The sequence below is a fragment of the Aeromicrobium sp. WCS2018Hpa-31 genome (genome assembly GCF_031843905.1).
Lineage (GTDB): Bacteria > Actinomycetota > Actinomycetes > Propionibacteriales > Nocardioidaceae > Aeromicrobium.
On the sequence record NZ_JAVTJF010000015.1, the window covers coordinates 21,050 to 45,026 of the forward strand.

Consider the following 23,977-nt stretch of genomic DNA (forward strand, 5'->3'; position numbering starts at 1 on the left):
GACCACACCTAGCGCAGCCTGACCGCGGAGAATTCGACGTCTGTATCCCCGAGATCGTTACGCGAAAGGAGTCGTCGCACCGTGCTCACGTGCTCGTCATGCAGTAGCGGACCAAGACGGACTGAGCGAATCGGCAACGGTCCCGCGGGCCTGCTGCCTTCAATGCCTCCAGGCCGGTGAAAGACCCTTCCGAAGGGATGGCCGTCGGGGCACGGACACAGAAGTCCGTACCCGATGATGCCGTGAGTTCCCGGTCGGTATCTGATGTGCTCATCGGCCGCGAGGAATGTGGCTACTGTTCGCACCTCGTTCTCACCGGAGAACCCGGGCTCTTTCGTGAGATGAGCAATTGTGCCGAGGGCTTCGAGTGCTTTGCCGTGGAGTACGTCACGTTCCTCCGAACGATCAGCGTCGTCCAGTTCGCGACCAGGCGCTTTCATGCTGGAGATCGCTTTGGCAGTCGAGGCTAGAAGTTCCCGGAGGGCAGTCTCGGTCTCGTCGACGGTATACATCACGTGGTACCAGGGACTCACTGAAGCGTTTTCACTGAAGAACCAGGCGATGTTGATCGTCGTCCCGCCCGAGCCGTCGTCGATGACTCGCTCTGCTTCGGGTGCGTCGCTGAACGCGGCGAGCCGCACGGCTGGATCAATCTCAACGGAGTATCCGTTGCCGCCCTGGGCGTATAGGCGCCATTGATTGGCGTCGTCCGGAGCAGTGGAGCCGCTCAGAACAAAAACTTCGTGCTCCTGTTCGAGAGGGTTTTCGGCCATCTCGCTCAGTAGTTCAGCGGATTCTGACGGCGGCTGCTGAAGCAACCAGCTCTTCACGACCTCCCAACCGTGCCTGACTTCCGCGAGGTCGTTCAAGCTTGTCGCCTCAGACGCCCAGAGACTCCCCCCTTCTACTAATCCGAGGAGACCTGCCGCCGAGGTGTAGTGGAAGACTGACCCATTCGCTCGGCGGATCGACGGGGGCATCAAGTCGTTTGCCTCAGCCATGTCCGGAGACTAGCTCGCTAGAGATGCGTCAGGTTCCTTATCAACGACCCAGTCTTGAGATGCTTGTTCGACGTGCTGGAAGATCCGGTCAAGCCATCCGACACAATCCCCCCATGCCCCTGAACTGGAACCTGCACCACGACGGCAAGACGATCCGGGACGGCGAGATCGTCCGCCCGGGGGAGCGGCTGACGTGGCCGCGGACCATCGGGCTGGGCGCGCAGCACGTGGTGGCGATGTTCGGGGCCACGTTCCTGGTGCCGACGATCACCGGATTCCCGGTCACGGCCACGCTCTTCTTCTCCGGCGTGGGCACGATCCTGTTCCTCGTCCTCACGCAGAACCGGCTGCCCAGCTACCTCGGGTCCTCGTTCGCGTTCCTCGCGCCCATCGGAGCGGTCGCGGCGTCGGGGGCGTCGATCGAGGTGGCGATGTTCGGCATCGTCGTCACGGGCGTGATCCTCGCGGCGGTCGGCGCGATCGTCATGAAGACCGGCATCGGGTGGATCAACGCCCTCATGCCGCCGGTGGTGGCCGGCTCCATCGTCGCGCTCATCGGCTTCAACCTCGCGCCCACGGCGGTCAACAACGCGAAGGCCGGGCCGTGGATGGCGGTCATCACGCTCGTCGTCCTCGTGCTCACCATCGTCGTGTTCAAAGGCCTCATCGGCCGGCTGTCGATCATCGTCGGCGTCGTCGCCGGGTACGTCTACGCCGCCATCACCGGTGCGCTCGACTTCGACCCCGTTGGCAAGGCCGACCTGCTCGGCCTGCCCGCCTTCAGCACCCCCGAGATCAGCTGGGTGTTCATCCCCGCCTTCCTGCCCGTCGTGCTCGTGCTCATCGCCGAGAACGTCGGCCACGTGCGCAGCGTCGCGCAGCTGACCGACGACGACTCCATCAACGAGCGCACCGGCCGGGCCCTGTTCGCCGACGGTCTCGCGACGACGATTGCCGGCGCCGGCGGAGGCTCCGGCACCACCACCTACGGCGAGAACATCGGCGTCATGGCCGCCACCCGCGTCTACTCCACCGCCGCCTACTGGGTGGCCGGCGCCATCGCGATCCTGCTGTCGTTCTCGCCGAAGATCGGCGCCCTCATCAACACCATCCCCACCGGAGTGCTCGGCGGCGTCACCATCGCCCTCTACGGCCTCATCGGCATCGTCGGCATCAAGATCTGGATCGACAACAACGTCGACTTCGCCCTCCCGGTCAACCAGCTCACCGCCGGCATCGCCCTGGTGATCGGCATCGGCAACCCCGAGCTGAAGGTCGGCGACATGGTGTTCAACGGCATCGCGCTCGGCACCATCGCCGCGCTCGTGGTCTTCCACGTCATGACGTTCATCGAGAAGCAGCGCCAGACGGCCTGAGCCGGCGTCGAAAGGACCCCGCGGCTCATCCCTTCGGCCGATGTCGCGGGGGAGCGGGCCTGCCTAGCGTGAGGGCATGAACCCGACTTTCCAGCTGGCTCTCGGCGTCGTGCTCGTCGTCGCCGGCGCGGTGCTGGCGCTGGCCTTCCCCGACACCGAGTTCTTCTGGTTCCAGGGTCGACCGTTCGGCGTGGTGCTGGCCATCGTCGGTGCGATCGACCTCGCCGAGGCGTTCAGCCGACGTCGCCGCACCTGACGACCGACCCGGTCCAGGGGCAGACTGGACGGGTGAGCGACACCGACCCCAGCGACCTGTCCCTCGGGCGCCTTGCCGGCGCCTTCGGCCCCGACTTCACGTGGGGCACCGCCACCGCGTCGTACCAGGTGGAGGGCGCTGTCGACGTCGGCGGACGCACCCCGTCCACGTGGGACGTGTTCACCGCGCGGCCCGGTCGCGTCGAGAACGGCGACACCGGCGAGGTGGCCTGCGACCACTACCACCGCTACCTCGAGGACGTCGGCCTGCTGCGTTCCCTCGGCGTCGACGCCTACCGCTTCTCGCTCTCGTGGTCGCGCATCCAGCCCGACCCCAGCGGCGCCGTGAACCCCGAAGGTCTCGACTTCTACGACCGGCTCGTCGACGCGCTGCTCACCGCGGGCGTCGAGCCGTCGGCGACCCTCTTCCACTGGGACACCCCGCAGTGGCTCGAGGACATCGGCGGCTGGGAGAACCGCGACGTCGCGGAGCGCTTCGCCGACTACACGTCCGTCGTCGCGGCCCGCCTCGGCGACCGCGTGACCCGTTGGATGACGATCAACGAGCCCGTCGTGGTCACCCTGCTCGGCCACGGCGCCGGCGTGCACGCCCCCGGCAAGACCCTCGGCTTCGACGCCCTCCCCGTCGCCTACCACCAGCTGCTCGCACACGGCCGTGCCGTGCAGGCCCTGCGCGCCGCCGGCACCGGACCTGTCGGCATCGTCAACAACCACGTGCCCGTGTGGCGCCTCGACGACACCGACGAGACCGAGCAGGCCGCCACCTTCTTCGACGACCTCTACAACCGGCTCTTCGCCGACCCCGTGCTCCTCGGCCGTTGGCCCTGGGAGGGCATGGAGGCCGGGTTCGACGGCTACCGCGACGACGACCTCGCCGTCATCTCCACCCCGCTCGACTTCTACGGCGTCAACTACTACAACCCGCAGCTCGTCGGTCCTCCTGGTGCCAGTAGTGAAGCCGCGAGCGACGGGCTCCCGCTCCCCGCCGACCTGCCCTTCTCCCTGCACGAGCTCGAGGGGCGTGAGCGCACCGACTTCGGCTGGCCCGTGGTGCCCGAGGGTCTCAACGAGGTTCTCGTGGGCCTGAAGGAGCGCTACGGCGAAGCCCTCCCGCCGGTGTACGTCACCGAGAACGGCGCCTCCTACGCCGACGCACCCGGCAGTGACGGCCACGTGCGCGACGAGCGCCGCACCCGCTACCTGTTCGACCACCTGGCCGCTGTGCTCGACGCCCGTGACGCCGGCGTCGACGTGCGCGGCTACTTCCACTGGTCGCTGCTCGACAACTTCGAGTGGGCCGCCGGCTACTCCCAGCGCTTCGGGCTCGTGCACGTCGACTACGACACCCTCGTGCGCACGCCGAAGGACTCCTTCGAGGCCTACCGGTCGGTCATCGCGTCCCAGCGTCCTGACTGACCAGGACGCCGGCCGCTCTTGCCGTCCGATCGATACCCGAACCTGCTGGTGGTGCTGGGTGGTGACTCCACAGCGGCCCCTACCGCCGGGATCCTTCGTCGCCCGTGCCTTCTCGTGCTCCCTAGCGTCGCTTGTTCTTCTTCCGCCAGTACGTGATCCCACCGATCAGCGCTGCGATCACGGCGATGACCGCGACCTCCCAAGGCTCGCCGGACTCGCGGGTCGTGACGGCTTCGGGCAGCAGCGCGCTCATCTGATGTCCGGCTCCCGCTTGGACAGTCGGTAGTGCATCACCGTCATCACCAGGCCGAGGGCCGAGCCCGCGGCTCCGATGCAGAACACGACGTACGTGAGGGTGGTCAACTGCGTGAAGGACAGCGCCATCATCACCAGCACCATCGAGAGTGCCCACACGCAGGAGAGGAAGAACGTCCGGTAGTGCCTCGGTCCGTCCTTGAACATGGTCCAGAGGGTATCGAGGGAACTCGGATCTCGCTGCACGATGGACTCTGGCCAGACGCGCGGCGCCGGACGACACTGGAGCCCATGGCCATCGACGACGTCCTGACCGCGCTGCGGAGCCTGCCCGGCGCGCTCGAGCTCGCGCCCGAGGAGGGCAGCAACCACCCCGAGATCTCGTGGGGTGACCACTTCTTCTACTACGCCCCCGACGGCGAGGTGCCGACCAACCGGCAGCCGCACACGACGATCGTCACGAAGAACTACCCCGACGACACCGTCTCGAACCTCGACGAGCCCGGCCGCTGGCGCCTGAACCTCAACGTCGGTGCCGACGCCTACGCCGACCTCTTCGGCCACCCGCCGGGCCAGCTCAGCGTGGCCGACGTCGACCACGCCGCCACCGACACGTTCGTCCCGCACCCGATCTACGGCGCGTACGGATGGGTGTCCGTCGTGAACCCGGGGGAGAAGACCGTCGAGCGGGCGCTCGAGCTGGCGCGTGAGGCCCACGACGCCGACCGTCGTCGCCTCGAGCGACGCGAGGCCGCCGGCTCGGCCTGAGCGCGGAGCCCGGCACGCTGCGGCGTCAGGTCGCGAGGCTGTCGATCCACGACGTCCGCAGCCGCATCGCACGGTCGAGCACGCCGAGCACCGCGATGACGCCCACGCCGACGTTGACCGCCACGGGGATGCGCAGCGGCCACTCGACGGCGCCGATGGACTCCGCCACGGGCGGGATGCCCGTCAGCTGGGCGACGACCTGCGCGAGAGCCAGTGCGGCGCCCACGAGCACGGCCACGAGGGCGACCGCGCCGACGACCCGACTGGCGCCGGGGTGCTCACGGTCGAAGCGTGCGCGGCGCCCTTCGGCCGACGACGGATGGGGCACCAGTACCTGTTCGGGTCCGTGGTCGGGGACGAAGTGGCACCGCTTCATGCCGACGGTGGTCGCAGCCACATCGATCTCACCGCCCTCGACGGGGAAGACGGTGGGCACCTTCGAGACCGCAGCGAGGAAGCCGTCGCGGTAGAGGCGGGCGCGCACCTCGCCGTCGCTGCCGTCACCCCACAGACGCACGTCGACGGCATAGCGACGGCCACCTCCCACCACGGGCAGCTCCAGCTCGAACAGCGACCGGTTCAGCAGCTGCCACCAGCGGTAGCGCGGCAGGCGGCTGCCGTCGCCGACCTCCGCGCGACGAGCGTTGCGGCGTTGCTTGCGGGTACTGATGGCGACCCCTCCCGATAATGCGTAGTACGGTGTACTAGTCCAGGAGGACGACGCTAGCACGCCGTACTAGTCGACGCGAGGGAGACGGCACGTGACGGAGGAGCTGGGCACGCGCGACAAGATCCTCGTCACTGCGGCGACCATGCTGGGCGAGGACCCGACCGTCCGGCTCAGCGTCCGAGCCGTGGCCTCGCGGGCCGGCGTGAGTGTCGGTTCACTGCGGCACTTCTTCCCGGACCAGCGCTCCCTGCTCGACGAGGTGCTCGCAGGGATCCGCCGCATCGACGGCACCGGAGACCCGGCCGGCGACGTCCTGGCCGACACGACCGTGAGCGCCACGGAACGACTGCTGACCTGCCTGCGTCAGGTCCTCGACCACGTCGGGACGGGAGCAGCCGCCCGAGAGGGCTGGCGCCGTACCTTCGGCGTCTTCCTCGACGAGCACCCCCGCCCGGACGCCACCGAGAGCTTCCAGGCGCTCGAGCAGGCGGGGCGCCGTCGGGTCGAGCGGTGGCTGAGCATCCTTCGGGACGAAGGGGCGCTCCTCGACGACGACGTCGAGGGCCAGGCCCGCTACCTGGCGACCGTCCTCGACGGGATCGCCGTCGAACGAGCGCTCCCCATGGACGCCGCTGCTGCCCTCGCCGAGGACGCGACGTTGCGCCGAGCCGTGTCGGCCGTCGTGCGCGAGCGCTAGTCCTGCGCGAGCCGCATGGCCATCCACGCGTCGTCGAGCAGCACCGGCGGCGTGGCGCCCCAGCCGAACTCGTGGACCACCTCGGCGACCTCGTCCGCCGACAGCTCGTGCGGCGGGAAGCACACCCACACGAGCGGCACGGAGCCGAGCTGCGGGAAAACCTCGTCGACCTGCTCGGCGAACGTGGTCACGTCGTCGGTGATCACCACGGTGGCGTCGAGGGAGTGCACGTACTCGTCGAACGTCTCCACGCCCTCGGGCAGCGGATCGAGCAGCGAGCGCTCCTCCACGGTCTCGCCGACGACCCACACGCGGAAGCCGTCCGTGATGCCGAGCAGGTCTGCCGTGGCGGTGCCGTCCATCCGGTCAGTGTAGGACGTCAGTGCTGCAGAACTTGCGCAGCGAAGTCGTGGATCACGCGCCCCTTGTCCAGGCCCTTGCGCTCGAACTTGGTGAGCACGCGCCCCTCGAACCGTTCCACGGGGCCGCCGCTCACGTGGGGGCTGGCCTCGATGACCTCGGCCATCTGCTCGCCGTAGTCGGCCCAGTCGGTGGCCAGGCGCCACGTCCCGCCGGGCTCGAGAACCCGCGAGACGAGCTCGGTGAACGGCACCGTGACCAGGCGCCGCTTGGTGTGACGCTTCTTGTGCCAGGGGTCGGGGAACCACGTCCACAGCTCGTGCACCGACGTCGGCTCGAGCGCCGTGCCCAGCATCTCGGTGGCGTTGGCCACCGCGAGCCGGATGTTGGTGACGCCTGCCGCACGTGCCTGCAGGAGCGTCGTCGCCACGCCCGGCACCCACACCTCGATCGCCAGGAAGTCCCACCCCGGGTGCTGCTGGGCCGCGGCCACCACGTTCTCGCCGCGTCCGCTGCCGATCTCCACCACCAGTGGCGCAGTGCGCCCGAACACGCGCTCCGGCTCCACCCGCCAGTCGGGGGTCACCGACGTGTCGGTCCCCTCTCGCGGGACGTCGAGCACGTACGTCTCGGCCATCGCGTCCCAGGCGTCCTGCTGCTTCTCGGTCAGGCGTCCTCCGCGACGGGTGAACGAGACCGGCTCGCGGCGGAAGCGGGGCGGGTCCTCGGCGGTGGCGGGATCTCGCGGCTGGTCGGCAGCGTCGGGCATGGCTCGAACCCTAGATCGTCGGCCACGATCGGATGCATGAGCACCGTCGACGAGAGCATCGTCCCCGACGACAAGGACTGGACGTGGGTCCTGCAGGAGCCGTGCGCCGAGTGCGGGTTCCGCGCCGACGACGTCGACCCGCGCGGGGTGGCCGACCTGGTGCGCGCCTGTCTGTCCCGTTGGCGGCAGGTGCTCGCCCGTCCCGACGCGGCGGTCCGTCACCGCCCCGACGTCTGGTCCGACCTCGAGTACGCGTGCCACGTGCGCGACGTCCTCGTGCTCTTCGCCGAGCGGCTCAGGCTCATGCTCACCGCCGACGAGGGCGAGGCCCGCTTCGCCAACTGGGACCAGGACGCGACGGCTGTGGAGCAGCGCTACGCCGAGCAGGGCCCGGCCGTCGTCGCCCGCGAGCTGACCGCGGCGGGGGAGCAGCTGGCCGACGCCTTCGACGCCGTCCCGTCCGACGCGTGGGGCCGCGTCGGCCTGCGCAGCGACGGCTCGGTCTTCACCGTCGAGACCTTCGCCCAGTACTTCTGGCACGACGTGGCGCACCACCTGGCCGACGTCGACGGCTAGCGGGAGCGCGACACGCGGGCTCGGTGTCGTGCTCTGCGAGGTACTGCGCAGTGCGTGGTACTGTCCACCGCATGGATGCAACGCAACTGCTGAAGGGCGTACTCGACGTGGCCGTGCTGGCCGTCGTCGAGTCCGAGGACGGCTACGGCTACGACGTCGTGCGCCGCCTGCGCGCCGGAGGGCTCGAGGACGTCGGCGACGCCTCCGTGTACGGGACGCTCCGGCGCCTCTACGCGGCCGGGGCGCTCACGTCGTACGTGGTGCCCTCCGAGGAGGGGCCGCACCGCAAGTACTACGGCGTCACGCCCGAGGGGCGCTCGATGCTCGCGGCCCAGCGCAAGGTCTGGGCCGACTTCGCCGACACCATGAACCGACTCCTGACGGGGGACGCCGCATGAGCACCACCATCCCGACCGAGATCAGCGCCTTCGCCGCCCGCGTGCGCGCCCAGCTGGCCGACCTGCCCGCCGACGAGCCGGAGGAGCTCACCGAGGGCCTGGAGGCCGACCTGGCCGAGGCCTACGCCGAGGACCTCGCCCGCGAGCTCCCCGACCCCGTGGCCTACGCCGCCGAGCTGCGCGCCGCGGCCGGCCTGCCTCTCAAGGAGGACCAGCGCTCCGGCCTGGCCGGCGGCCTCGACTCGCTGCGCCAGGGGGCGAGCGAGACGTGGCGCGACGTGACCCTGGCCCTGCGTCGGAGCCCGGTCGGTCGGGGCGTCCTCGACTTCCTGTCCGTGCTCCAGCCGGTCTGGTGGGTCACCCGGGCCTGGCTGGCCACTTGGCTGGTCTCGGCGTTCTTCGGCTGGGAGTCCGGCTTCGCGCCCACGACGCTGGGCACGTGGATCCTCCTCGCCGCCTTCGTGACGGTGAGCGTCCAGTGGGGTCGTGGCCTCTGGGGCGCCCCGCGCATCGGCCCCCTGCTGGTGCTCGGCAACGTCGTCGCCGCCGTCGCGCTCCTGCCGGTGGTGGCCACCGCCCAGTCCTGGGAGACCAGCACCTACGAGATGGCCTACATCGGGTCCGGCGACCCAGCCGGGATCTCACTCGACGGATCCAGCGTCACCAACATCTACCCCTACGACGCGCAGGGACGCCCGCTCAGCGGCGTGCAGCTGTTCGACCAGGACGGTCGGGCGCTGGCCCCTGCGCTCAACGCCGAGCGCGACGAGTGCGCGAACGACTGTGTCGACGGCATCGCGGCCGACGGGACGGCGTGGGCGCCGGCAACGCTGGAGACCGGCCAGGACGTCATGAACGTCTACCCGCTGTCCGTCGTGCAGCACTTGGTCGACGAGATCGGCTCGGCCTCGTCGGCCGTCGTCGGGGAGGCGAAGGTGCCCGAGGCCCCGTTCCTCAAGGTGCCCGCGCTGGCCCCCGCTCCAGAGGCGTCGGCGAGCCCGTCCGCCGCGCCGTCGACCGCCTCGACCGACGCGCCGGACTGATCCACCCGACGCGGACTGGTTTCCCTGGGAAACCAGTCCGTGTCGGGAAACAATCGCGCGTCCCGGACGTTATGTAGGGTGAGGTCACATCGACTTCCTCAGTAGTGCTGAGTACTGATTCCCGGAGGGAACCATGCAGAGCAACAACCCCGTCTTCAACCGATCCGAGGGGTTCAACGGCCGTGGCACCAGCACGGCCCGCGCCACCGATCCGTCGCAGTGGAAGCTCGACCTCGACGGCTCGACCTCGCAGCCTGGCCCCACGCACACGTCCACCGGACGTGGCACGGGCCTCATGACCCTCGAGACCGTCATCGAGAAGACCGCCATCTCGCTGGCCCTCGTCGTCGTCGCGGCCGCCGCCACCTGGTTCGTCACCGGTGACGTCGCGTCCGGCTCGGCCGAGGCGTCGTCGAACCTGGGCCTCCTCAGCGCCCTGATGATGGTCGGCATGCTCGGCGGCCTCGCGCTGTCGCTGGTCAACTCGTTCAAGAAGGTCGTCAGCCCGCCGCTCGTCCTCGCGTACGCGGTGCTCGAGGGCGTGTTCCTCGGAGCGGCCTCGAAGCTGATCTCCTACGCCATCGCCGGCACGTCGATCGTCGTCGTGCAGGCCGTCGTCGCCACCTTCGTGGCTGCCGGCGCCACCCTGGCCGCCTACAAGTTCTTCGACATCCAGGTCACCGACCGCATGCGCAAGATCGGCGCCATCATGGCCGTCTCGATCCTGGGCGTCCTGGTCGTCAACCTCGTCCTGAGCCTCACGGGCGTCGTCGAGGGTGGCGGACTCGCCGGCTTCGACACGCTCGGTCTGATCGTCTCCGTCGCCATCGCGGCCTTCGCGGTCTACGCGCTGGTCCTCGACTTCGACATGGTCGAGCGTGGCGTCGAGGCGGGGCTTCCCGAGAGCGAGTCGTGGCGCGCGGCCTTCGGCCTCACGGTCACGCTGACGCTGCTGTACTTCCAGCTCCTGCGGATCTTCGCGATCCTCAGCCAGGACTGACACCAGCTCCACACGGCGGCCGGGCACCCTTCACGGGGTGGCCGGCCGTCGTCGTCTGTAGACACCGCTCCGGGAGGCGCTCTACCTTGTGGCTGGACGGCGCCGCGCATGGTGGTGCCACATCGATCGGGGGATCGGATGAGCAGAAAGTTCTCAACCACGTGTGCGCTGGTCGTCGCGGCGGCCCTTGTGCTGGCGACGGGCGCGGCGGCATACGCCCAGTCGTGGAAGCTCAAGGACACCGACAGCCTCAATCGCAGCACGCCGTCGCAGAACGTGTACACGACGTCGGGGTCCTTCAAGTGGTACGACGAGGACCTGGACCACCCGAGCGGTGAGGTCGGCGATGCGCGAGCCACGTTCTCGGTGCGGCTGAACCTGGACGGCGCCAAGAACTCATGCGCTCGGCTGCGCGTGATCACCTACAAGACGACCGGTGCGAGCTACGCGACGTCCAAGCGCTTCCCCGCAAGCTCCTCGACGAACTACGGGTACTACACGTACTGCCAGAGTGACGGCAAGGGCTACAAGACGTACAGCGGTGCCGATGACTTGGCCGTGGGGTACACGTCGGCGTACAACGACATCACCAAGGCGGACGTGAAGATCTGCTACTCCAGGAGCACCTCGGTCGCTCCGAGCAGCGACTGCTACGCGTTCACGGTGAAGAAGGGCGACTGAGGTGGCGCAGGTCCCTCGGATCGTGCGCGGACTCGACTGATCTCAGCATCCACGCGACGGCCGGTCACCCCTCACGGGGTGGCCGGCCGTCGTCGTTCCTGGACCTCAACTCCGGCCCTGAGGGGCAGAGATTCTTCCTTCTCGTGGACCGGTCCACGAGAAGGAAGAAGCGTTCGGCCTCGGACGCGCGAAGGGAAAATCGTGGGTCAGCGGCGGCGCAGGATGCGGGCCCAGCGGCCGTCGCGGGTGACCTCGGTGCCCTCGCGCAGCGCGGCCTTCTCGGCGGCGTCGGTGAGGGACATCGTGCCGGGGGAGCCGCCGAAGTGGGCCACGGCGAAGTCGCGGTCGCGCTCGCGCCACGCGGCCGCCAGCGACGGGACGAGCACCGAGACCATGTTGGCGTAGCCGGTCTCGGACGGGTGGAAGCGGTCCTCGCCGAACATCACGTCGTACTTCTCGGTGAACAGCACGCCGAGCAGGCTGCCCAGCGAGACGGCGCGGCCGCCGGCGCGGACCGTGGCCACGGTCTGCTTGCGGGCGAGCGAACGGCTCTTGCGTCGGGCGATCCAGCGCAGCGGCTGGGGGAGGGGGCGGACGGTCCCGAGGTCGGGGCACGTGCCCACCACCACCTGGGCGCCGCCGTCGACGAGCTTCTTCACGGCCGAGCCGAGCAGCCGGGTGGACTGGTAGGCGGGCACGCGGTGGGTCACGTCGTTGGTGCCGATGACGATGACGACGAGGTCGGGGTCGAAGTCGCCGGCCGCCTCGATCTGGTCGCGCAGGTCGTGGGTCTGTGCTCCCACGACGGCCTCGGAGCGGATCTCGACCTGGGCGTCGAGCACGTGCGCCAGTCCGATGCCGAGCATGGCAGGAGGAGTCGCGTCGGCACGGGCCATGCCGTAGCCGACGGCTGCGGAGTCACCGAGCACCAGGCAGCGCACGGGTTCACGGGGCAGCTCTTCGCCGTACAGGCCGTCGGCGCGCGGGGGACGCGCCTCGGTGATGCCGATCGCCCGCTTCGCGACCATCAGCTCGCTGAAGATGACGCCGTAGTAGCCGGTGACGGCGGCTGCCCCTCCGATCGCGGCCTGGGACGCGATCTTGCGGGGGATTCTCACGACGCCATGCTAGATCCACCCGCCTGAGAGGGCCGCCCCAGAGCCGGCCCAGAGGGAGTGTGGGTCCTCACACCTACGATGAACGGCGTGAGCGTCGTCATCCCCAACTTCCGTGACGTCGGCGGTGTCGCCGGCCTCGACGGTGCCGCCGTCCGACCTGGTCTGCTGCTGCGCAGCGGCGTGCCCGAGCCCACCGACGTCGTGCCCGACGGCACCCCGTGGCCGCCCTCCCTGGTGCTCGACCTTCGGTCCGCCGTCGAGCACGGCGGCCCGCACCCGCTCACCCCGCTGGGTCCGAGAGTCGTCACGCTCTCGCTGCTGCAGGCGCTGCGGCCCGGCTGGCACGAGGACACCCCGACCCTCAAGCACCTGTACGGCGAGGTGCTCGACACCGCCGGCGAGATGCTGGCGCAGCTGGTCGACGAGGTCGCCCAGGCAGCCGCCACGGGAGGGGCCACCCTCGTGCACTGCGCGGCGGGCAAGGACCGCACCGGCATCTCCGTGGCGCTCGTGCTCAGCCTGCTCGGGGTGCAGCGCCCCGACGTCGTGGCCGACTACATGCTCACCGAGCGGGCCACCGCCGAGATCGACGCCCGGCTGCGCCATCCCGGCTCCGACCACCCGCCGGTGCCGGCCGCGTTCCTCATGGTCCCGCGCGACGCGATCGAGCACGTCATCGACCGGTGGGACGCCCACCCCGGTGGCGTCGAGGGCTGGTACTCCTCGGTCGGCGGCGACGCAGGCACCCTCGACCGTCTGCGCACCGCCATGCTGTCCTGAGGGCGGGCAACCAAGAGCGGGGCACCTGAAGGCAGGGCACGCTCCGAGCGGTGTCGATCAGGGTTCGGCGAGCAGCTCGATCGCCTTGTCGGTGAGCCGGTACGCAAGCCACTCGTCCTGCGGGGTCGCGTCGAGCGACTCGTAGAACCGGATCGCGGGGGAGTTCCAGCGCAGCACGTCCCACTCGATGCGGCTGTACCCGCGCTCGGTCGCGATGCGTGCCAGTCCGATGAGCAGGCGGCGGCCGAAGCCCGCGCCGCGGCGCGACGGGCGCACGTAGAGGTCCTCGAGGTGGATGCCGGGCACGCCGTCCCACGTGGAGAACGTGCGGTACCAGAGCGCGAAGCCGACCACTGATCCGTGGCCGTTCTCCACCACCAGTGCTGAGGCCGGCGGGTCCGTGCCGAACAGCGCCTCGTACAGCTGCACGTCGGTCATCGTGGCCTGCTCGGCGGCCTGCTCGTACTCGGCCAGCTCGCGCACCATCGTGGCGATCGCGCTCACGTCCTCGGGGCGCGCGTCACGCACACCGGAGGGCAGCACGAGGGTCTTCATGCTCTCGAGCGTACGGGCGAAAGTCCCGGGACGGCGGGGAATGCAGGCATTGTCTTGTCCCGGCGAGCGTCGTGCCCTACGCTCGACTCAGATACCGTCGGTATCTGAGTCGTCGAGAGGATCCCCATGACCCACTTCACCGACAAGGTCGCCGTCGTCACCGGCGCCGGCTCGGGCATCGGTCGCGCGCTCGCCGTCGAGCTCGCCCGCCGGGGCGCCGTCCTGGCCATCAGCGACGTCGACACCGCGGGTCTGGCCGAGACCCAGCGCCTCGTGGAGGCCGCGGGCGCCCGGGTGCGCGGCGACGTCATCGACGTCGCGGAGCGCGAGCGGGTCGAGGAGTACGCGCAGCTGGTGGCCACCGACCTGGGCCGCGTGAACCTGGTGTTCAACAACGCCGGCATCGCCTTCACCGGCAACGTCGAGGAGATGTCGTACAAGGACGTCGAGAAGGTCATGGACGTCGACTTCTGGGGCGTCGTGCACGGCACCAAGGCGTTCCTGCCGCACCTCATCGCGTCGGGCGACGGCCACGTCGTCAACGTCTCGAGCATCTTCGGCATCTTCTCGATGCCGTCGCAGAGCGCCTACAACGCGGCCAAGTTCGCGGTCCGCGGCTTCACCGAGTCGCTGCGTCAGGAGATGGTCCTGGCCGAGCACCCGGTCAAGGTCACGTGCGTGCACCCCGGCGGCATTGCCACGAACATCGCCCGCAACGCCGACCAGGCCGAGGGGCGCGACCACGACGAGCTGGCCCGCTCGTTCGACAAGCTCGCCCGCACGTCGCCCGAGAAGGCGGCGCAGGTGATCCTGGGTGGCGTCGAGAAGGGCCGCGCGCGCGTGCTCATCGGCAACGACGCCCGTGTGCTCGACGCGGCCGTGCGCCTCCTGGGCTCGCGCTACCAGGGCGTGTTCGCCGCCGCCGGGCGCCGGTTCGGCCTCTGACCGAGACGCGACAGGGCCCCGTCACCGCTGGGTGACGGGGCCCTGTGGTCGTCGGGGTCAGCCCTGGCTGATCTCGATGCGCGTGGGCTCGGTGCCCGCGTACACGCCCGCGACGCGGACCGCGAGGATGCCGGCGTCGTAGGAGGCGCTGACGGCGTCGGCGGTCACGTGGCCCGGCAGCCCGAAGCTGCGCTCGAAGGAGCCGTAGCGGATCTCGCTGATGCGACGCGTGGGCTGCTCGCCGGACTCGCCGGCCTTGCTCTCCGCGCGCTCGTCGCGCCGCTCGCCCTTGACGACGAGGCGGCCGTTGGTCACCTCGACCGTCACGTCGTTCGAGACGTCGATGCCGGGCAGCTCGAGACGCACGACCACGTCGTCGCCGTCGCGGACGGTCTCGACGGCGGGGGTGAAGTCGAGGCGCGAGGTGCTGCCGCTGGGTGAGAACGCGTTCCGGACGAGCGAGTCGAACTCGGCGAAGGGATCGCGACGGGTGAAGACGGAAACGTTGCTCATGGTGTCCTCCTGGGGGGATCGTTCGGCCCGGCCACCGCGACCGGGACATCCAGTTAAACCTGAGTCTAGTCGACTCAATTCCCATGAGTGAGTGTATGTCAGTTCGCCGTCGGCGAACAAGGGATCACGCTGGGTCGTCCACGGTCACGCCGGCCGTCAGGGCCACCTCGCGGTAGTCGCGGGCGAGGGTCTCGACGGTGGCGTGCGCGTTGAGTCCGCTGGGGTTGGGCACGACCCACAGCTGCGCCCCTTCCAGATCGGCCGGCTGGCGGCCGACCCGGGCACGGCGGTCGCCGAAGGCCGTGCGGAAGCTGGTGATCCCTGCGACCGCCACCACGCGCGGACGGTGGGCACGCACCACGGCCGCCACACGGTCGCGCCCGGCGCGCACCTCGTCGTCGGTCAGCTCGTCGGCGCGGACGGTGGGTCGGGGCACCAGGTTGGTGATGCCCACCCCGCGCTGCACGAGCACCGGCGCGGCGAGCTCGGGCGTGATCGCGTCGGCCGGCAGGATCCCGGCGAGGCGCAGCGCGGGGTAGAAGCGGTTGCCGGGGTGCGCGAAGTGCAACCCGGTGCGCGCCGTCATGGGGCTGGGGTTGATCCCGACGAGGAGCAGCCGCATGTCGGCGCCTGCGAGGTCGGGCACCTCCGGCAGGTCGTCGAGCGGCCCGGTCACGACGCGGCGGCGACGGGCTCGTCGACGGTCTCCGCCTGGGCGCGCATGCCCAGGAGCGCCGCGAGGGTGCAGGCCACGGCCACCGCCACCATGAACGGGGCGAAGATGGTCTGGGGGCTCCACACGGTGGCGGCCCAGCCGGCCAGCACGGTCGGCACCGCCATGGCACCGTAGGCGAGCACGTAGAACGCCGACATCACCTCGCCGCGGTGGGCGGCGGGCACGTGCTGGCTCAGGTGGCGCAGGGACCCGCCGAACGCGAGGCCGAAGAACAGGCCCACCAGCGTCGAGGCCGCCGCGATCGCCCAGGCGTGACCCCAGGCCACCGCGGGCACGCACAGCACGAGCGACACCGCGGTGCCCAGGTCGCCGACGATGGCGGTCGGTCGGGCGGGCCAGCGGCCACCGACCGCCTGGCTGAGCGCCGACGCTGCCGCCGACGCACCGACCACCGCACCGCCGAACAGCACCGACGTCGCCCCGATGGCCTCCGACGCGATCCGCGGGTACAGCGACAGCAGCACGCCGAGCACCGACCACGCGGCCATGACGCCGAGGGCGGAGAACCGGAAGTGCCCGGCGATCGAGGCCGGCACGCGCGGTCGGGCGATGTTGAGGGTGATGGCGCGGTCGTCGGTGTGCGGCTCGCGCATGCACAGCACGGCCACCAGCAGCGCGACCATGATGGCGACGAGCACGGCGTAGGGCAGCACGGTCGGCGCAGGGCCCATGTCGACGATCAAGGCCACGCCCACGAGGGTGACGGCGATGCCGCCGTTGAACACCACGCCCGTCAAGCGACCGGTGCGCTCACCGTCGTCGGGTCGCAGGTCGAGCAGTGCAGCCGACGCGACCACCACGACGGCACCGACGCCGAGCCCGTGCGCCACCCGCGCCGCGAGCAGCCAGGCCACGGAGTCGGCAGCGATGAAGAGCCCGAGGCCCACCAGGATGAGCAGGACCGCGGCGATGAGCACGGGCCGACGTCCGTAGCGGTCGGAGATCGACCCCGTCACCAGCACGGAACCGAGCGCGGCGACGGCGTAGACGGCGAAGACGACGGTGGTGGTGATGGGCTCGAAGCCCCACTCCTGCGCGTACAGGGCGTAGAGCGGTGCGGGCGCACCCGAGACGCCGAGCGCGACGGCCACGAGGGCGAGCAGCATGCCGAACGCCCAGCGCTGGGTCGGCTTGGTGGTGGTCACGGTGTCCTCCGCGGCTCTCGGGCGTGTGGTCGCGGCGCGCGGACGGGTCCATCGGCACCACTGCTTCGAACGCCTTGGGTGGCGTCTGCATTCCCCATCCTCGCGAACCGCGCCGCCCCCGTCCGCGTTCTGACGCGTTGGCGTCGGTTTCTCGCGCATGGATCGACGCGAATGCGTCAGAACGCCATGCCCGGTCGGGCCGCGTGGTCAGCTCCAGTCGCCGCGGGGGATCGGGGCGGATCGACCCAGGTCGGTGACGAGGATCCGGGCGACTCTGCGATGGTCGTCGACGTCACCCATCCCGTCCTGCGCCATGCGCAGGGCCAGCACCTCGAGCTCTCCGCCCGAGGCCAGGCGATGATCCTCGTCGCACAGGACCGCAGCGCCCCCGATCCTGTCCGTGCGCCGGAGCACCTCGACCAACACCGTCGCCGGTGCTTCGCAGACGTGGCACGTCGCACTCGTCGCGTCACGCGTCTCGGCCTCGAGGTCGAACGGGACGGGCTCGTAGGACGAGGCGTAAGACGTTCCGTCGCCCGGGAGCTCGGAGTCCTCGCGTGCCACACCGCCGTTCTACACCGCGTCCGGGTCGACGCGCAGCGGATAGGACGGCGTATTGAAGGGATACCGACGATCGAGCCGGTGCACGAACGTCGGTATCCCTTCGATACGCGATGGGTTGCGGCTCGCGGGAGGCTCAGGCGTAGCTGACGCCCGTCGCGTGCAGCGGGCAGTAGCCGAAGGGGTTCTTCGCCAGGTACTGCTGGTGCGGCTCCTCGGCGTAGTAGTACTCGCCCAGGGGAGAGATGGCCGTGGTGATGCGGCCGTAGCCGGCCTTGGTCATCTGCTCCTGGTAGCGGTCGCGCGACTCCTCGGCCTGGCGCTGCTGCTCGTCGGTCGTGGTGAGCAGGACCGAGCGGTACTGGGTGCCGCGGTCGTTGCCCTGGCGCATGCCCTGCGTCGGGTCGTGGTTCTCCCAGAACACCTTGAGCAGGTCGGCGTACGTGACCTTCGACGGGTCGAAGACGATGCGTACGACCTCGGCGTGGCCGGTGCGGCCGGTGCACACCTCCTCGTAGGTCGGGTTCGGGGTGATGCCACCGGCGTAGCCCACCGACGTCGACCAGACGCCGGGCACCTCCCAGAAGGTCTTCTCCTCGCCCCAGAAGCAGCCGAGGCCAACCACGGTCGCCTCGAAACCGTCGGGGACGACGCCCGCGTCGAGCGGGGTCTCGATGGGGGTGCCGAGCACGCGGTGCGTGGTGCCCACGGCGAAGGGTCGATCGGCGCGGCCGGGCAGGGCGCTCTGCGCGTCGGGGAGCTCGGTCTTGCGGGTTCCGAAGATCATCGGGTCACACTCCTTGGGTCCACGCGTGTCAACGACCGTGCGCGGTGCGCTGTTCCCGATAGTGTCGTCCGCGTGAGGGGACCCCGCAGGTGAGCACGCGTCCAGAGATCCCGGTCGGCGTCGAGATCGCGACGGCGTGGGCGTGGCGACTCCTCGTCATCGGTGCCGCCGGCTACGGGTTGTTCTGGCTGCTCGGGTACTTCTCCGAGGTCACCGTGCCGATCGCCGTGGCGCTGCTCGGTACCGCGCTCACCGTCGGCGCCGTGGACCTCCTCGAACGCAGGGGACTGCCGCGGCTGCTGGCCACGGCCCTGGTCGTCGTCACCATGGTCGCGCTCTTCTTCGGCCTGCTCACCATCGTGGGCCAGCAGCTGTCGACCCAGTTCTACGACCTCAAGGCGCAGGTCATCGAAGGCATCGCCCAGATCCAGGACTGGGCGCAGAACGGCCCGCTCGGCCTGAGCGACAGCCAGCTCACCCGCTACGGCGACCAGGTGCAGGACGCGATCCGGACGTTCGGCGAGACCGCCGCCGTCGACCAGCTGGCCGCCGTCGGCACCACGCTGACGCACTTCGTCACCGGCTTCTTCATCGCGCTGTTCGCCTCGTTCTTCTTCCTCTACGAGGGCAACCGGATCTGGGCATTCTTCGTGGCGCTGTTCCCCCAAGCGGCGCGCGAGAAGGTGCACACGTCGGGCGAGACTGCCTGGCACAGCCTCACCAGCTTCGTCCGGGCCACCGTGCTCGTGGCGCTCACCGACGCGATCGGCATCGCCGTCGCCGCCTGGCTGCTCGGTGTTCCGCTGGCGCTCGCGATCGGCGTGCTGGTGTTCCTCGGCGCGTTCGTCCCGATCATCGGCGCACTGCTGTCGGGTCTCGTGGCGGTGCTCGTGGCCCTCGTGGCGCAGGGACCGATCGTGGCCCTGTTCATGCTCGCGGCCGTCGTTGCCGTCCAGCAGCTGGAGTCGCACGTGCTGCAGCCGTTCCTCATGGGCCGGTTCGTGGCCGTGCACCCGCTCGCGATCATCATCGCCATCGCCGCCGGCATCACGGTCTCCGGCATCGTCGGCGCCCTCGTGGCCGTGCCGCTCGTGGCCTGCCTCAACGGGATCGTGCGTCACCTCGCCGCCGAGGCCGGTGCGCCGCTGCAGGAGGACGGACTACCCGAGGACATACCTCCCGACGCCGACTCCGACGCCACGCCCGAGCCGGCCTGAGACCGTCGGCGCGCTGCACCGGAGGTAGGTGCACCGCGCTTCGTCACGCGTCGGCGGTAGGTGAGACGCGGATACGCAGGTCGAATCCGCGGGCGTCCTACCGCCCGACGGCATTCCGCGCGCCACCTACCTCTCACGGCCACGACCGGCGGGCGCGGAGCGTGGGGGAGCCCGTCTAGGGTGAGCAGGGTGGTGGACCTGCGAGACGTCGAGGCGGCGCGTGAGCTGATCGCGCCGGTGGTCGAGCGCACTCCCATGGCGCACTCGCGGTGGCTGAGCCAACGGGTCGGCACTGACGTGCACCTCAAGTGCGAGAACCTCCAGCGCACCGGGTCGTTCAAGATCCGCGGCGCCTACGTGCGCATCGCGCGGCTGAGCGACGCCGAGCGAGCGCGTGGCGTGGTGGCCGCCAGCGCCGGCAACCACGCCCAGGGCGTCGCCCTCGCCGCGCAGCTGCTCGGCGCGAAGGCGACCATCTTCATGCCCGACGGCGCCGCCCTGCCCAAGATCGCCGCCACCCGCGGCTACGGCGCCGACATCGAGTTCGCCGGCACCGGCGTCACCGAGGCGCTCGTGCACGCCCAGGAGTTCGCCGAGCGCACCGGCGCCGTGCTCATCCACCCCTTCGACCACGAGGACGTCCTCGCCGGACAGGGCACCGTCGGCCTCGAGATCATCGAGCAGCTGCCCGACGTGCGCACCGTGCTCGTGCCTCTCGGCGGCGGTGGGCTGGCCGCGGGCATCGCCCTGCTGCGCGAACGCCGACCCGACGTCTCCGTGGTCGGCGTGCAGGCCGCCGACGCCGCCGCCTACCCGACCTCGCTCGCCGAGGGCCACCCGGTCACGGGCGTCATGGGCCCGACCATGGCCGACGGCATCGCCGTGGCCCAGCCGGGACTCATCCCTTTCGAGGTGATCGCCGAGCAGCTCGACGACGTGGTGACCGTCAGCGAGGACGCCATGAGCGCGGCCCTCATCGGCCTGCTCGAGCGCGCCAAGATGCTCGTCGAGCCGTCGGGTGCCGCGGGCGTGGCGGCCCTGCTCGACGACCCCGGACGGTTCCAGGGCCCCGTGGTCCCCGTGCTGTCCGGCGGCAACATCGACGCGCTGCTCCTGCTCGACGTCATCCGCCACGGCCTGTCCGCCGCGGGCCGCTTCATGCAGCTGCGCGTGCGGTTCTCCGACCGCCCGGGTGAGCTGATGCGGCTGCTCACCGACCTCGCCGACCTGCAGGTCAACGTGCTCGACGTGGCCCACGACCGCTCCGCGGAGTCGCTCGGCGTGCGCGAGGTCGAGGTCGCGGTCCAGGCGGCCACCCGCGGACCCGACCACGCCGAGGCCTCACGTCGGCGCCTGGGCGAGCTCGGCCACCTGCTCGTCTGAGCGACAGACGCGACGAGGCCCCGGGACCATCGGGTCCCGGGGCCTCGTCATGCCTCGTGACGCGGACTCGAGGGCCGCGTCAGGAACGGTCGATCAGAAGGGCTTGGCCTCCACGATCGAGACCGTGAGCGTCTTGCCGTTGGGCGCCTCGTAGGAGGCGTCGTCGCCAACCTTCTTGCCCAGGATCGCCGCGCCGAGCGGCGACGTGGGGGAGTAGACGTCGAGGTCGACGGCCGAGTCGAGGCTCAGCAGCTCGCGCGAGCCGAGCAGGAAGCGCTCCACGTCGTCGTCGCCGGCGAACGTGACGCCGACGACCATGCCGGCCTCGACGATGCCGTCGTCGGCAGGCTTCTCGCCGACCTCGGCGCGACGCAGCATGTCCTCGAGCTGCTGGATGCGGGCGTTGGCCTTGCCCTGCTCCTCGCGTGCGGCGTGGTAGCCACCGTTCTCCTTGAGGTCACCCTCGTCGCGGGCGGCGGCGATCTTCTCGGTGATGTCGGGCATGACGACGTCCTTGAGATTCGCCAGCTCCACCTTCAGACGGTCGTACGCCTCCTGGGTGACCCAGATGGTCTCGGTGCTGGACTGAGACATGTTCGAACCTCCTGGAAAACAAGCGGAACCCCAGGCATCGAGCCTGGGGTCGAACGTGCAGCCTAGCAGTCAGTCGGTGAGTTGGCACGTCCTCAGCACGGCGGTGACGGCCTCGCGCTCGGTGCTGATCGGCACCTCGACGCGCGTCCGCTCGCGGGTGCCTGCGGGCACGTCGACGGTCCGCTCGCCCACGACGGAGTGGTCGAGGGCCTGGGCGTAGACGGTGCAGCGGACGGGGACCGGATCCGGACGTCGGACCTCGATCGTCGCGACGGTCCGCGCGGGCGACTCCACCGCGTAGCCGTGGACCTCCGCCGTGACCGGCTCGGTGTCGAGCGCCACCCACGCGGCCCACACGATGCCCAGGGCCACCCCGACGGCGGTGACCGTCGGCCACACCCAGCGTCGCGTGGTGCGGCGGCCGTAGCGCTCGTCGAGGGTGCTCACACCACGATTCTCCCAGGTCGGTCCTGACGGTGCCGTCCTGCCTGGTGAACCCCGTCCGTGCGGGTGTGCGTGCCGGTGGAACACTGGGGCGGTGACCGAGAAGCTGCGCCTCATGCACGTGCACGCGCACCCCGACGACGAGTCGAGCAAGGGTGCCGCCTCCACCGCCAAGTACGTTGCCGAAGGGGTCGACGTGCACGTCGTCACGTGCACCGGAGGTGAGCGCGGGAGCATCCTCAACCCGCAGTTCCAGCACCCGGGCATCGAGGACAACCCCGACCTGATCACCGAGATCCGTCGCGAGGAGATGGATCGCGCCCGCGAGATCCTCGGCGTCACCCAGGACTGGCTCGGCTTCGTCGACTCCGGCTGGCCCGAGGGCGACCCCAAGCCGCCGCTGCCCGAGGGGTGCTTCGGTCTGGTCCCGGTGGAGGAGGGCGCGATCCCGCTCGTGCGCCTCATCCGCTCGTTCAAGCCGCAGGTCCTCACCACGTACGACGAGAACGGCGGCTACCCGCACCCCGACCACATCATGTGCCACCAGGTCAGCGTCTTCGCCTACGAGAAGGCGGCCGACCCCGACTGGCACCCCGAGCTGGGCGAGGCCTGGCAGGTCAGCAAGCTCTACTACCACCTCGGCTGGAACTTCAAGAAGCTCGAGGCGATCTCCGCGGCCGTCGAGCGGCACGGCCTCGAGAACCCCTACGCCGAGCGCATGGAGAAGTGGGAGCGCAAGCCCGAGGACGAGGCCCGGCTCACCACCCGGGTGGAGTGCGCCGAGTACTTCGACGTCCGCGACGCCGCGTTGCTCGCCCACGCCACCCAGATCGACCCCGACGGCTGGTTCTTCTCCATCCCCAACGAGGTCCAGGCCGAGGCGTGGCCCACCGAGGACTACCAGCTGGTCGACTCCAAGGTCGAGACGTCGCTGCCCGAGGACGACCTCTTCGCCGGTCTGCGCTGACCCGGCCGACCGGCGGACCCCGGAACCGCAGGCGTAGGCTGGGGCCATGGGTGAGCTCCTGACGATCCTGGTCACGGCCGAGAGGCCGCGTGGCCTCGACCCGAACATCGTGCGTCCCGGCTGGCTCGCGCTCGGCATCGTCGCCGCCCTCGCGGTGGCCGTGTTCTTCCTGGCCAAGTCCTTCGCGAAGCACACCAAGAAGGCCGCCCAGCCCTGGGAAGGCGACCAGGCCGACGACGTCACGACGTCGACCACCCCCCGCGGCGCGCACGACGACCGCGACTGAGCCGCACTTCAGGGGGTCAGCACGCGCTTGCGTCCGGAGTGGCACGTGAACGTCGCCATCGGGCCCGGCCTCGTCGGACGAGGCGCGCCAGAAGCACGAGCATCGCGATGCCGGCGACCAGCAGCACCGCGGTGAGCGCGAACGCGAGCCACGGGTTGGCGAGCAGCAGCGCCACGACGCCCAGGACGGTGACGTCCTCGCCGACGCTGACCCCGATGTTGGTGAACGGCTCCGGCGAGGCGTTGACCGCGAGACGTGTGCCGGCCTTCACCAGGTGGCTGGCCAGCGCGCTGCCGCCGCTGATCGTGCCGTAGACGGCCTCGCTGGCGCCTGAGTCGCCCGCCATGAGGACGCCGAGGGCCGCGCCCACGGTGGGGCGCAGCACGGTGGACACGACGTCCCAGGTGGAGTCGAGATACGGGATCTTGTCGACGACGAGCTCGATCGCGAAGAGCAGACCGGCCGCCACGAGCACGTCGCGCCGGGCCAGCTGGTCGGGGATCTGCTCGAACCCGCCGAGCCGGTCGGCCAGCCCGAGCGTCAGGACGACGAGGTAGGCGTTCACACCGCTCGCCCAGCCCGTCGAGAACGCGATGGCCACCAGGTTCATGGCGCCAGTGTGGCCGATGAGCGGCCGGGACGGCGGACCGACGAGCGTCC

Annotated in this window: 32 protein-coding genes; 16 read left to right on the top strand and 16 right to left on the bottom strand. The window is 70.3% G+C overall.

Going from position 1 to position 23,977, the window contains the following annotated elements; all coding sequences use genetic code 11:
* Positions 1-8: 8 nt before the first annotated feature.
* Complete coding sequence (locus RQG84_RS17235; protein WP_311211041.1) at positions 9-1,001, bottom strand: DUF2971 domain-containing protein; 993 nt, start codon at positions 999-1,001, stop codon at positions 9-11.
* Positions 1,002-1,114: 113 nt separating this feature from the next.
* Here RQG84_RS17235 and RQG84_RS17240 point away from each other — a divergent pair, with 113 nt between their 5' ends.
* From RQG84_RS17240 to RQG84_RS17250, 3 genes are all read left to right on the top strand, one after another.
* Complete coding sequence (locus RQG84_RS17240; RefSeq protein WP_311211042.1) at positions 1,115-2,377, top strand: solute carrier family 23 protein; 1,263 nt, start codon at positions 1,115-1,117, stop codon at positions 2,375-2,377.
* A 76-nt stretch (positions 2,378-2,453) separates the two neighbouring features.
* Entirely contained in the window at positions 2,454-2,633 is a 180-nt protein-coding gene (locus RQG84_RS17245) for a hypothetical protein (RefSeq protein WP_311211043.1), read from the top strand.
* A 32-nt stretch (positions 2,634-2,665) separates the two neighbouring features.
* On the top strand, positions 2,666-4,069 hold the full coding sequence (locus RQG84_RS17250; protein ID WP_311211044.1) for a GH1 family beta-glucosidase: 1,404 nt from the start codon (positions 2,666-2,668) through the stop codon (positions 4,067-4,069).
* 121 nt (positions 4,070-4,190) lie between these two features.
* Here the strand turns inward: RQG84_RS17250 and RQG84_RS17255 are convergent, their stop codons facing one another.
* Both RQG84_RS17255 and RQG84_RS17260 read right to left on the bottom strand, forming a co-directional pair.
* On the bottom strand, positions 4,191-4,322 hold the full coding sequence (locus RQG84_RS17255; RefSeq protein ID WP_311211045.1) for a hypothetical protein: 132 nt from the start codon (positions 4,320-4,322) through the stop codon (positions 4,191-4,193).
* On the bottom strand, positions 4,319-4,531 hold the full coding sequence (locus RQG84_RS17260) for a hypothetical protein (protein WP_311211046.1): 213 nt from the start codon (positions 4,529-4,531) through the stop codon (positions 4,319-4,321). Before RQG84_RS17260 ends, RQG84_RS17255 begins: the two co-directional genes overlap by 4 nt.
* An 84-nt stretch (positions 4,532-4,615) precedes the next feature.
* Between RQG84_RS17260 and RQG84_RS17265 the strand changes: the two genes are divergently transcribed.
* Positions 4,616-5,092, top strand: coding sequence for a DUF6194 family protein (locus RQG84_RS17265; protein ID WP_311211047.1), 477 nt, complete (start codon positions 4,616-4,618; stop codon positions 5,090-5,092).
* A gap of 25 nt (positions 5,093-5,117) precedes the next feature.
* On the opposite strand, the gene RQG84_RS17270 is transcribed toward RQG84_RS17265, so the two are convergent.
* Positions 5,118-5,822, bottom strand: coding sequence for a hypothetical protein (locus RQG84_RS17270; RefSeq protein WP_311211048.1), 705 nt, complete (start codon positions 5,820-5,822; stop codon positions 5,118-5,120).
* A 31-nt stretch (positions 5,823-5,853) separates the two neighbouring features.
* On the opposite strand from RQG84_RS17270, the gene RQG84_RS17275 reads away from it, so the two are divergent.
* On the top strand, positions 5,854-6,459 hold the full coding sequence (locus tag RQG84_RS17275) for a TetR/AcrR family transcriptional regulator (protein WP_311211049.1): 606 nt from the start codon (positions 5,854-5,856) through the stop codon (positions 6,457-6,459).
* Here RQG84_RS17275 and RQG84_RS17280 read toward each other — a convergent pair.
* Entirely contained in the window at positions 6,456-6,821 is a 366-nt protein-coding gene (locus RQG84_RS17280) for a hypothetical protein (RefSeq protein ID WP_311211050.1), read from the bottom strand. The genes RQG84_RS17275 and RQG84_RS17280 overlap by 4 nt on opposite strands.
* Before the next feature lie 17 nt (positions 6,822-6,838).
* Positions 6,839-7,588 carry a tRNA (guanosine(46)-N7)-methyltransferase TrmB gene (gene trmB / locus RQG84_RS17285; RefSeq protein ID WP_311211051.1) on the bottom strand — a complete coding sequence of 250 codons (750 nt, stop codon included), beginning with the start codon at positions 7,586-7,588 and terminating at the stop codon, positions 6,839-6,841.
* 36 nt (positions 7,589-7,624) lie between these two features.
* Between trmB and RQG84_RS17290 the strand changes: the two genes are divergently transcribed.
* The 5 genes from RQG84_RS17290 (at position 7,625) to RQG84_RS17310 (ending at position 11,286) form a co-directional block, all read left to right on the top strand.
* Complete coding sequence (locus RQG84_RS17290) at positions 7,625-8,164, top strand: DinB family protein (RefSeq protein WP_311211052.1); 540 nt, start codon at positions 7,625-7,627, stop codon at positions 8,162-8,164.
* A gap of 71 nt (positions 8,165-8,235) precedes the next feature.
* Positions 8,236-8,562 (top strand): PadR family transcriptional regulator, encoded by a 327-nt coding sequence (locus tag RQG84_RS17295; protein ID WP_055964618.1) that lies wholly within the window; start codon positions 8,236-8,238, stop codon positions 8,560-8,562.
* Positions 8,559-9,605 carry a hypothetical protein gene (locus RQG84_RS17300; RefSeq protein WP_311211053.1) on the top strand — a complete coding sequence of 349 codons (1,047 nt, stop codon included), beginning with the start codon at positions 8,559-8,561 and terminating at the stop codon, positions 9,603-9,605. Before RQG84_RS17295 ends, RQG84_RS17300 begins: the two co-directional genes overlap by 4 nt.
* Before the next feature lie 133 nt (positions 9,606-9,738).
* Positions 9,739-10,605 carry a Bax inhibitor-1/YccA family protein gene (locus RQG84_RS17305; protein WP_311211054.1) on the top strand — a complete coding sequence of 289 codons (867 nt, stop codon included), beginning with the start codon at positions 9,739-9,741 and terminating at the stop codon, positions 10,603-10,605.
* A 138-nt stretch (positions 10,606-10,743) separates the two neighbouring features.
* Positions 10,744-11,286, top strand: coding sequence for a hypothetical protein (locus tag RQG84_RS17310; protein ID WP_311211055.1), 543 nt, complete (start codon positions 10,744-10,746; stop codon positions 11,284-11,286).
* 206 nt (positions 11,287-11,492) lie between these two features.
* Here RQG84_RS17310 and RQG84_RS17315 read toward each other — a convergent pair whose 3' ends face one another.
* On the bottom strand, positions 11,493-12,404 hold the full coding sequence (locus RQG84_RS17315) for an SGNH/GDSL hydrolase family protein (RefSeq protein WP_311211056.1): 912 nt from the start codon (positions 12,402-12,404) through the stop codon (positions 11,493-11,495).
* 87 nt (positions 12,405-12,491) lie between these two features.
* Here RQG84_RS17315 and RQG84_RS17320 point away from each other — a divergent pair, with 87 nt between their 5' ends.
* Positions 12,492-13,184, top strand: a complete 693-nt coding sequence (locus tag RQG84_RS17320; RefSeq protein WP_311211057.1) for a tyrosine-protein phosphatase — start codon at positions 12,492-12,494, stop codon at positions 13,182-13,184.
* A gap of 57 nt (positions 13,185-13,241) precedes the next feature.
* Here RQG84_RS17320 and RQG84_RS17325 read toward each other — a convergent pair whose 3' ends face one another.
* Complete coding sequence (locus RQG84_RS17325; RefSeq protein WP_311211058.1) at positions 13,242-13,739, bottom strand: GNAT family N-acetyltransferase; 498 nt, start codon at positions 13,737-13,739, stop codon at positions 13,242-13,244.
* A gap of 126 nt (positions 13,740-13,865) precedes the next feature.
* On the opposite strand from RQG84_RS17325, the gene RQG84_RS17330 reads away from it, so the two are divergent.
* Complete coding sequence (locus tag RQG84_RS17330) at positions 13,866-14,684, top strand: SDR family NAD(P)-dependent oxidoreductase (RefSeq protein ID WP_311211059.1); 819 nt, start codon at positions 13,866-13,868, stop codon at positions 14,682-14,684.
* Between the two features lie 57 nt (positions 14,685-14,741).
* Here RQG84_RS17330 and RQG84_RS17335 read toward each other — a convergent pair whose 3' ends face one another.
* The 5 genes from RQG84_RS17335 to msrA all read right to left on the bottom strand — a co-directional run bounded on the left by RQG84_RS17335 (position 14,742) and on the right by msrA (position 18,426).
* A complete protein-coding gene (locus tag RQG84_RS17335; protein ID WP_311211060.1) occupies positions 14,742-15,197 on the bottom strand; it encodes an Hsp20/alpha crystallin family protein in 456 nt (151 codons plus the stop codon).
* A 124-nt stretch (positions 15,198-15,321) separates the two neighbouring features.
* On the bottom strand, positions 15,322-15,873 hold the full coding sequence (locus tag RQG84_RS17340; protein ID WP_311211061.1) for a mismatch-specific DNA-glycosylase: 552 nt from the start codon (positions 15,871-15,873) through the stop codon (positions 15,322-15,324).
* Positions 15,870-17,078 carry an MFS transporter gene (locus RQG84_RS17345; protein WP_311211062.1) on the bottom strand — a complete coding sequence of 403 codons (1,209 nt, stop codon included), beginning with the start codon at positions 17,076-17,078 and terminating at the stop codon, positions 15,870-15,872. The genes RQG84_RS17340 and RQG84_RS17345 overlap by 4 nt, the downstream gene beginning before the upstream one ends.
* A 207-nt stretch (positions 17,079-17,285) precedes the next feature.
* Positions 17,286-17,642: a hypothetical protein gene (locus RQG84_RS17350; RefSeq protein ID WP_311211063.1), complete on the bottom strand. Its 357-nt coding sequence runs from the start codon at positions 17,640-17,642 to the stop codon at positions 17,286-17,288.
* A gap of 133 nt (positions 17,643-17,775) precedes the next feature.
* Complete coding sequence (msrA, locus tag RQG84_RS17355) at positions 17,776-18,426, bottom strand: peptide-methionine (S)-S-oxide reductase MsrA (RefSeq protein WP_311211064.1); 651 nt, start codon at positions 18,424-18,426, stop codon at positions 17,776-17,778.
* A gap of 89 nt (positions 18,427-18,515) precedes the next feature.
* Here msrA and RQG84_RS17360 point away from each other — a divergent pair, with 89 nt between their 5' ends.
* Positions 18,516-19,643, top strand: a complete 1,128-nt coding sequence (locus RQG84_RS17360) for an AI-2E family transporter (protein WP_311211065.1) — start codon at positions 18,516-18,518, stop codon at positions 19,641-19,643.
* 189 nt (positions 19,644-19,832) lie between these two features.
* Positions 19,833-21,026 carry a threonine ammonia-lyase gene (gene ilvA, locus RQG84_RS17365; protein ID WP_055966294.1) on the top strand — a complete coding sequence of 398 codons (1,194 nt, stop codon included), beginning with the start codon at positions 19,833-19,835 and terminating at the stop codon, positions 21,024-21,026.
* A gap of 93 nt (positions 21,027-21,119) precedes the next feature.
* Here ilvA and greA read toward each other — a convergent pair whose 3' ends face one another.
* Positions 21,120-21,620: a transcription elongation factor GreA gene (gene greA, locus RQG84_RS17370; protein WP_055964662.1), complete on the bottom strand. Its 501-nt coding sequence runs from the start codon at positions 21,618-21,620 to the stop codon at positions 21,120-21,122.
* 69 nt (positions 21,621-21,689) lie between these two features.
* A complete protein-coding gene (locus tag RQG84_RS17375) occupies positions 21,690-22,067 on the bottom strand; it encodes a DUF4307 domain-containing protein (RefSeq protein WP_257728282.1) in 378 nt (125 codons plus the stop codon).
* A 91-nt stretch (positions 22,068-22,158) separates the two neighbouring features.
* Here RQG84_RS17375 and mca point away from each other — a divergent pair, with 91 nt between their 5' ends.
* Both mca and RQG84_RS17385 read left to right on the top strand, forming a co-directional pair.
* Positions 22,159-23,031: a mycothiol conjugate amidase Mca gene (gene mca / locus RQG84_RS17380; protein ID WP_311211066.1), complete on the top strand. Its 873-nt coding sequence runs from the start codon at positions 22,159-22,161 to the stop codon at positions 23,029-23,031.
* 46 nt (positions 23,032-23,077) lie between these two features.
* Positions 23,078-23,317: a hypothetical protein gene (locus RQG84_RS17385; RefSeq protein WP_311211067.1), complete on the top strand. Its 240-nt coding sequence runs from the start codon at positions 23,078-23,080 to the stop codon at positions 23,315-23,317.
* Between the two features lie 16 nt (positions 23,318-23,333).
* On the opposite strand, the gene RQG84_RS17390 is transcribed toward RQG84_RS17385, so the two are convergent.
* On the bottom strand, positions 23,334-23,927 hold the full coding sequence (locus RQG84_RS17390; RefSeq protein WP_311211068.1) for a DUF4126 domain-containing protein: 594 nt from the start codon (positions 23,925-23,927) through the stop codon (positions 23,334-23,336).
* Positions 23,928-23,977: the final 50 nt, after the last annotated feature.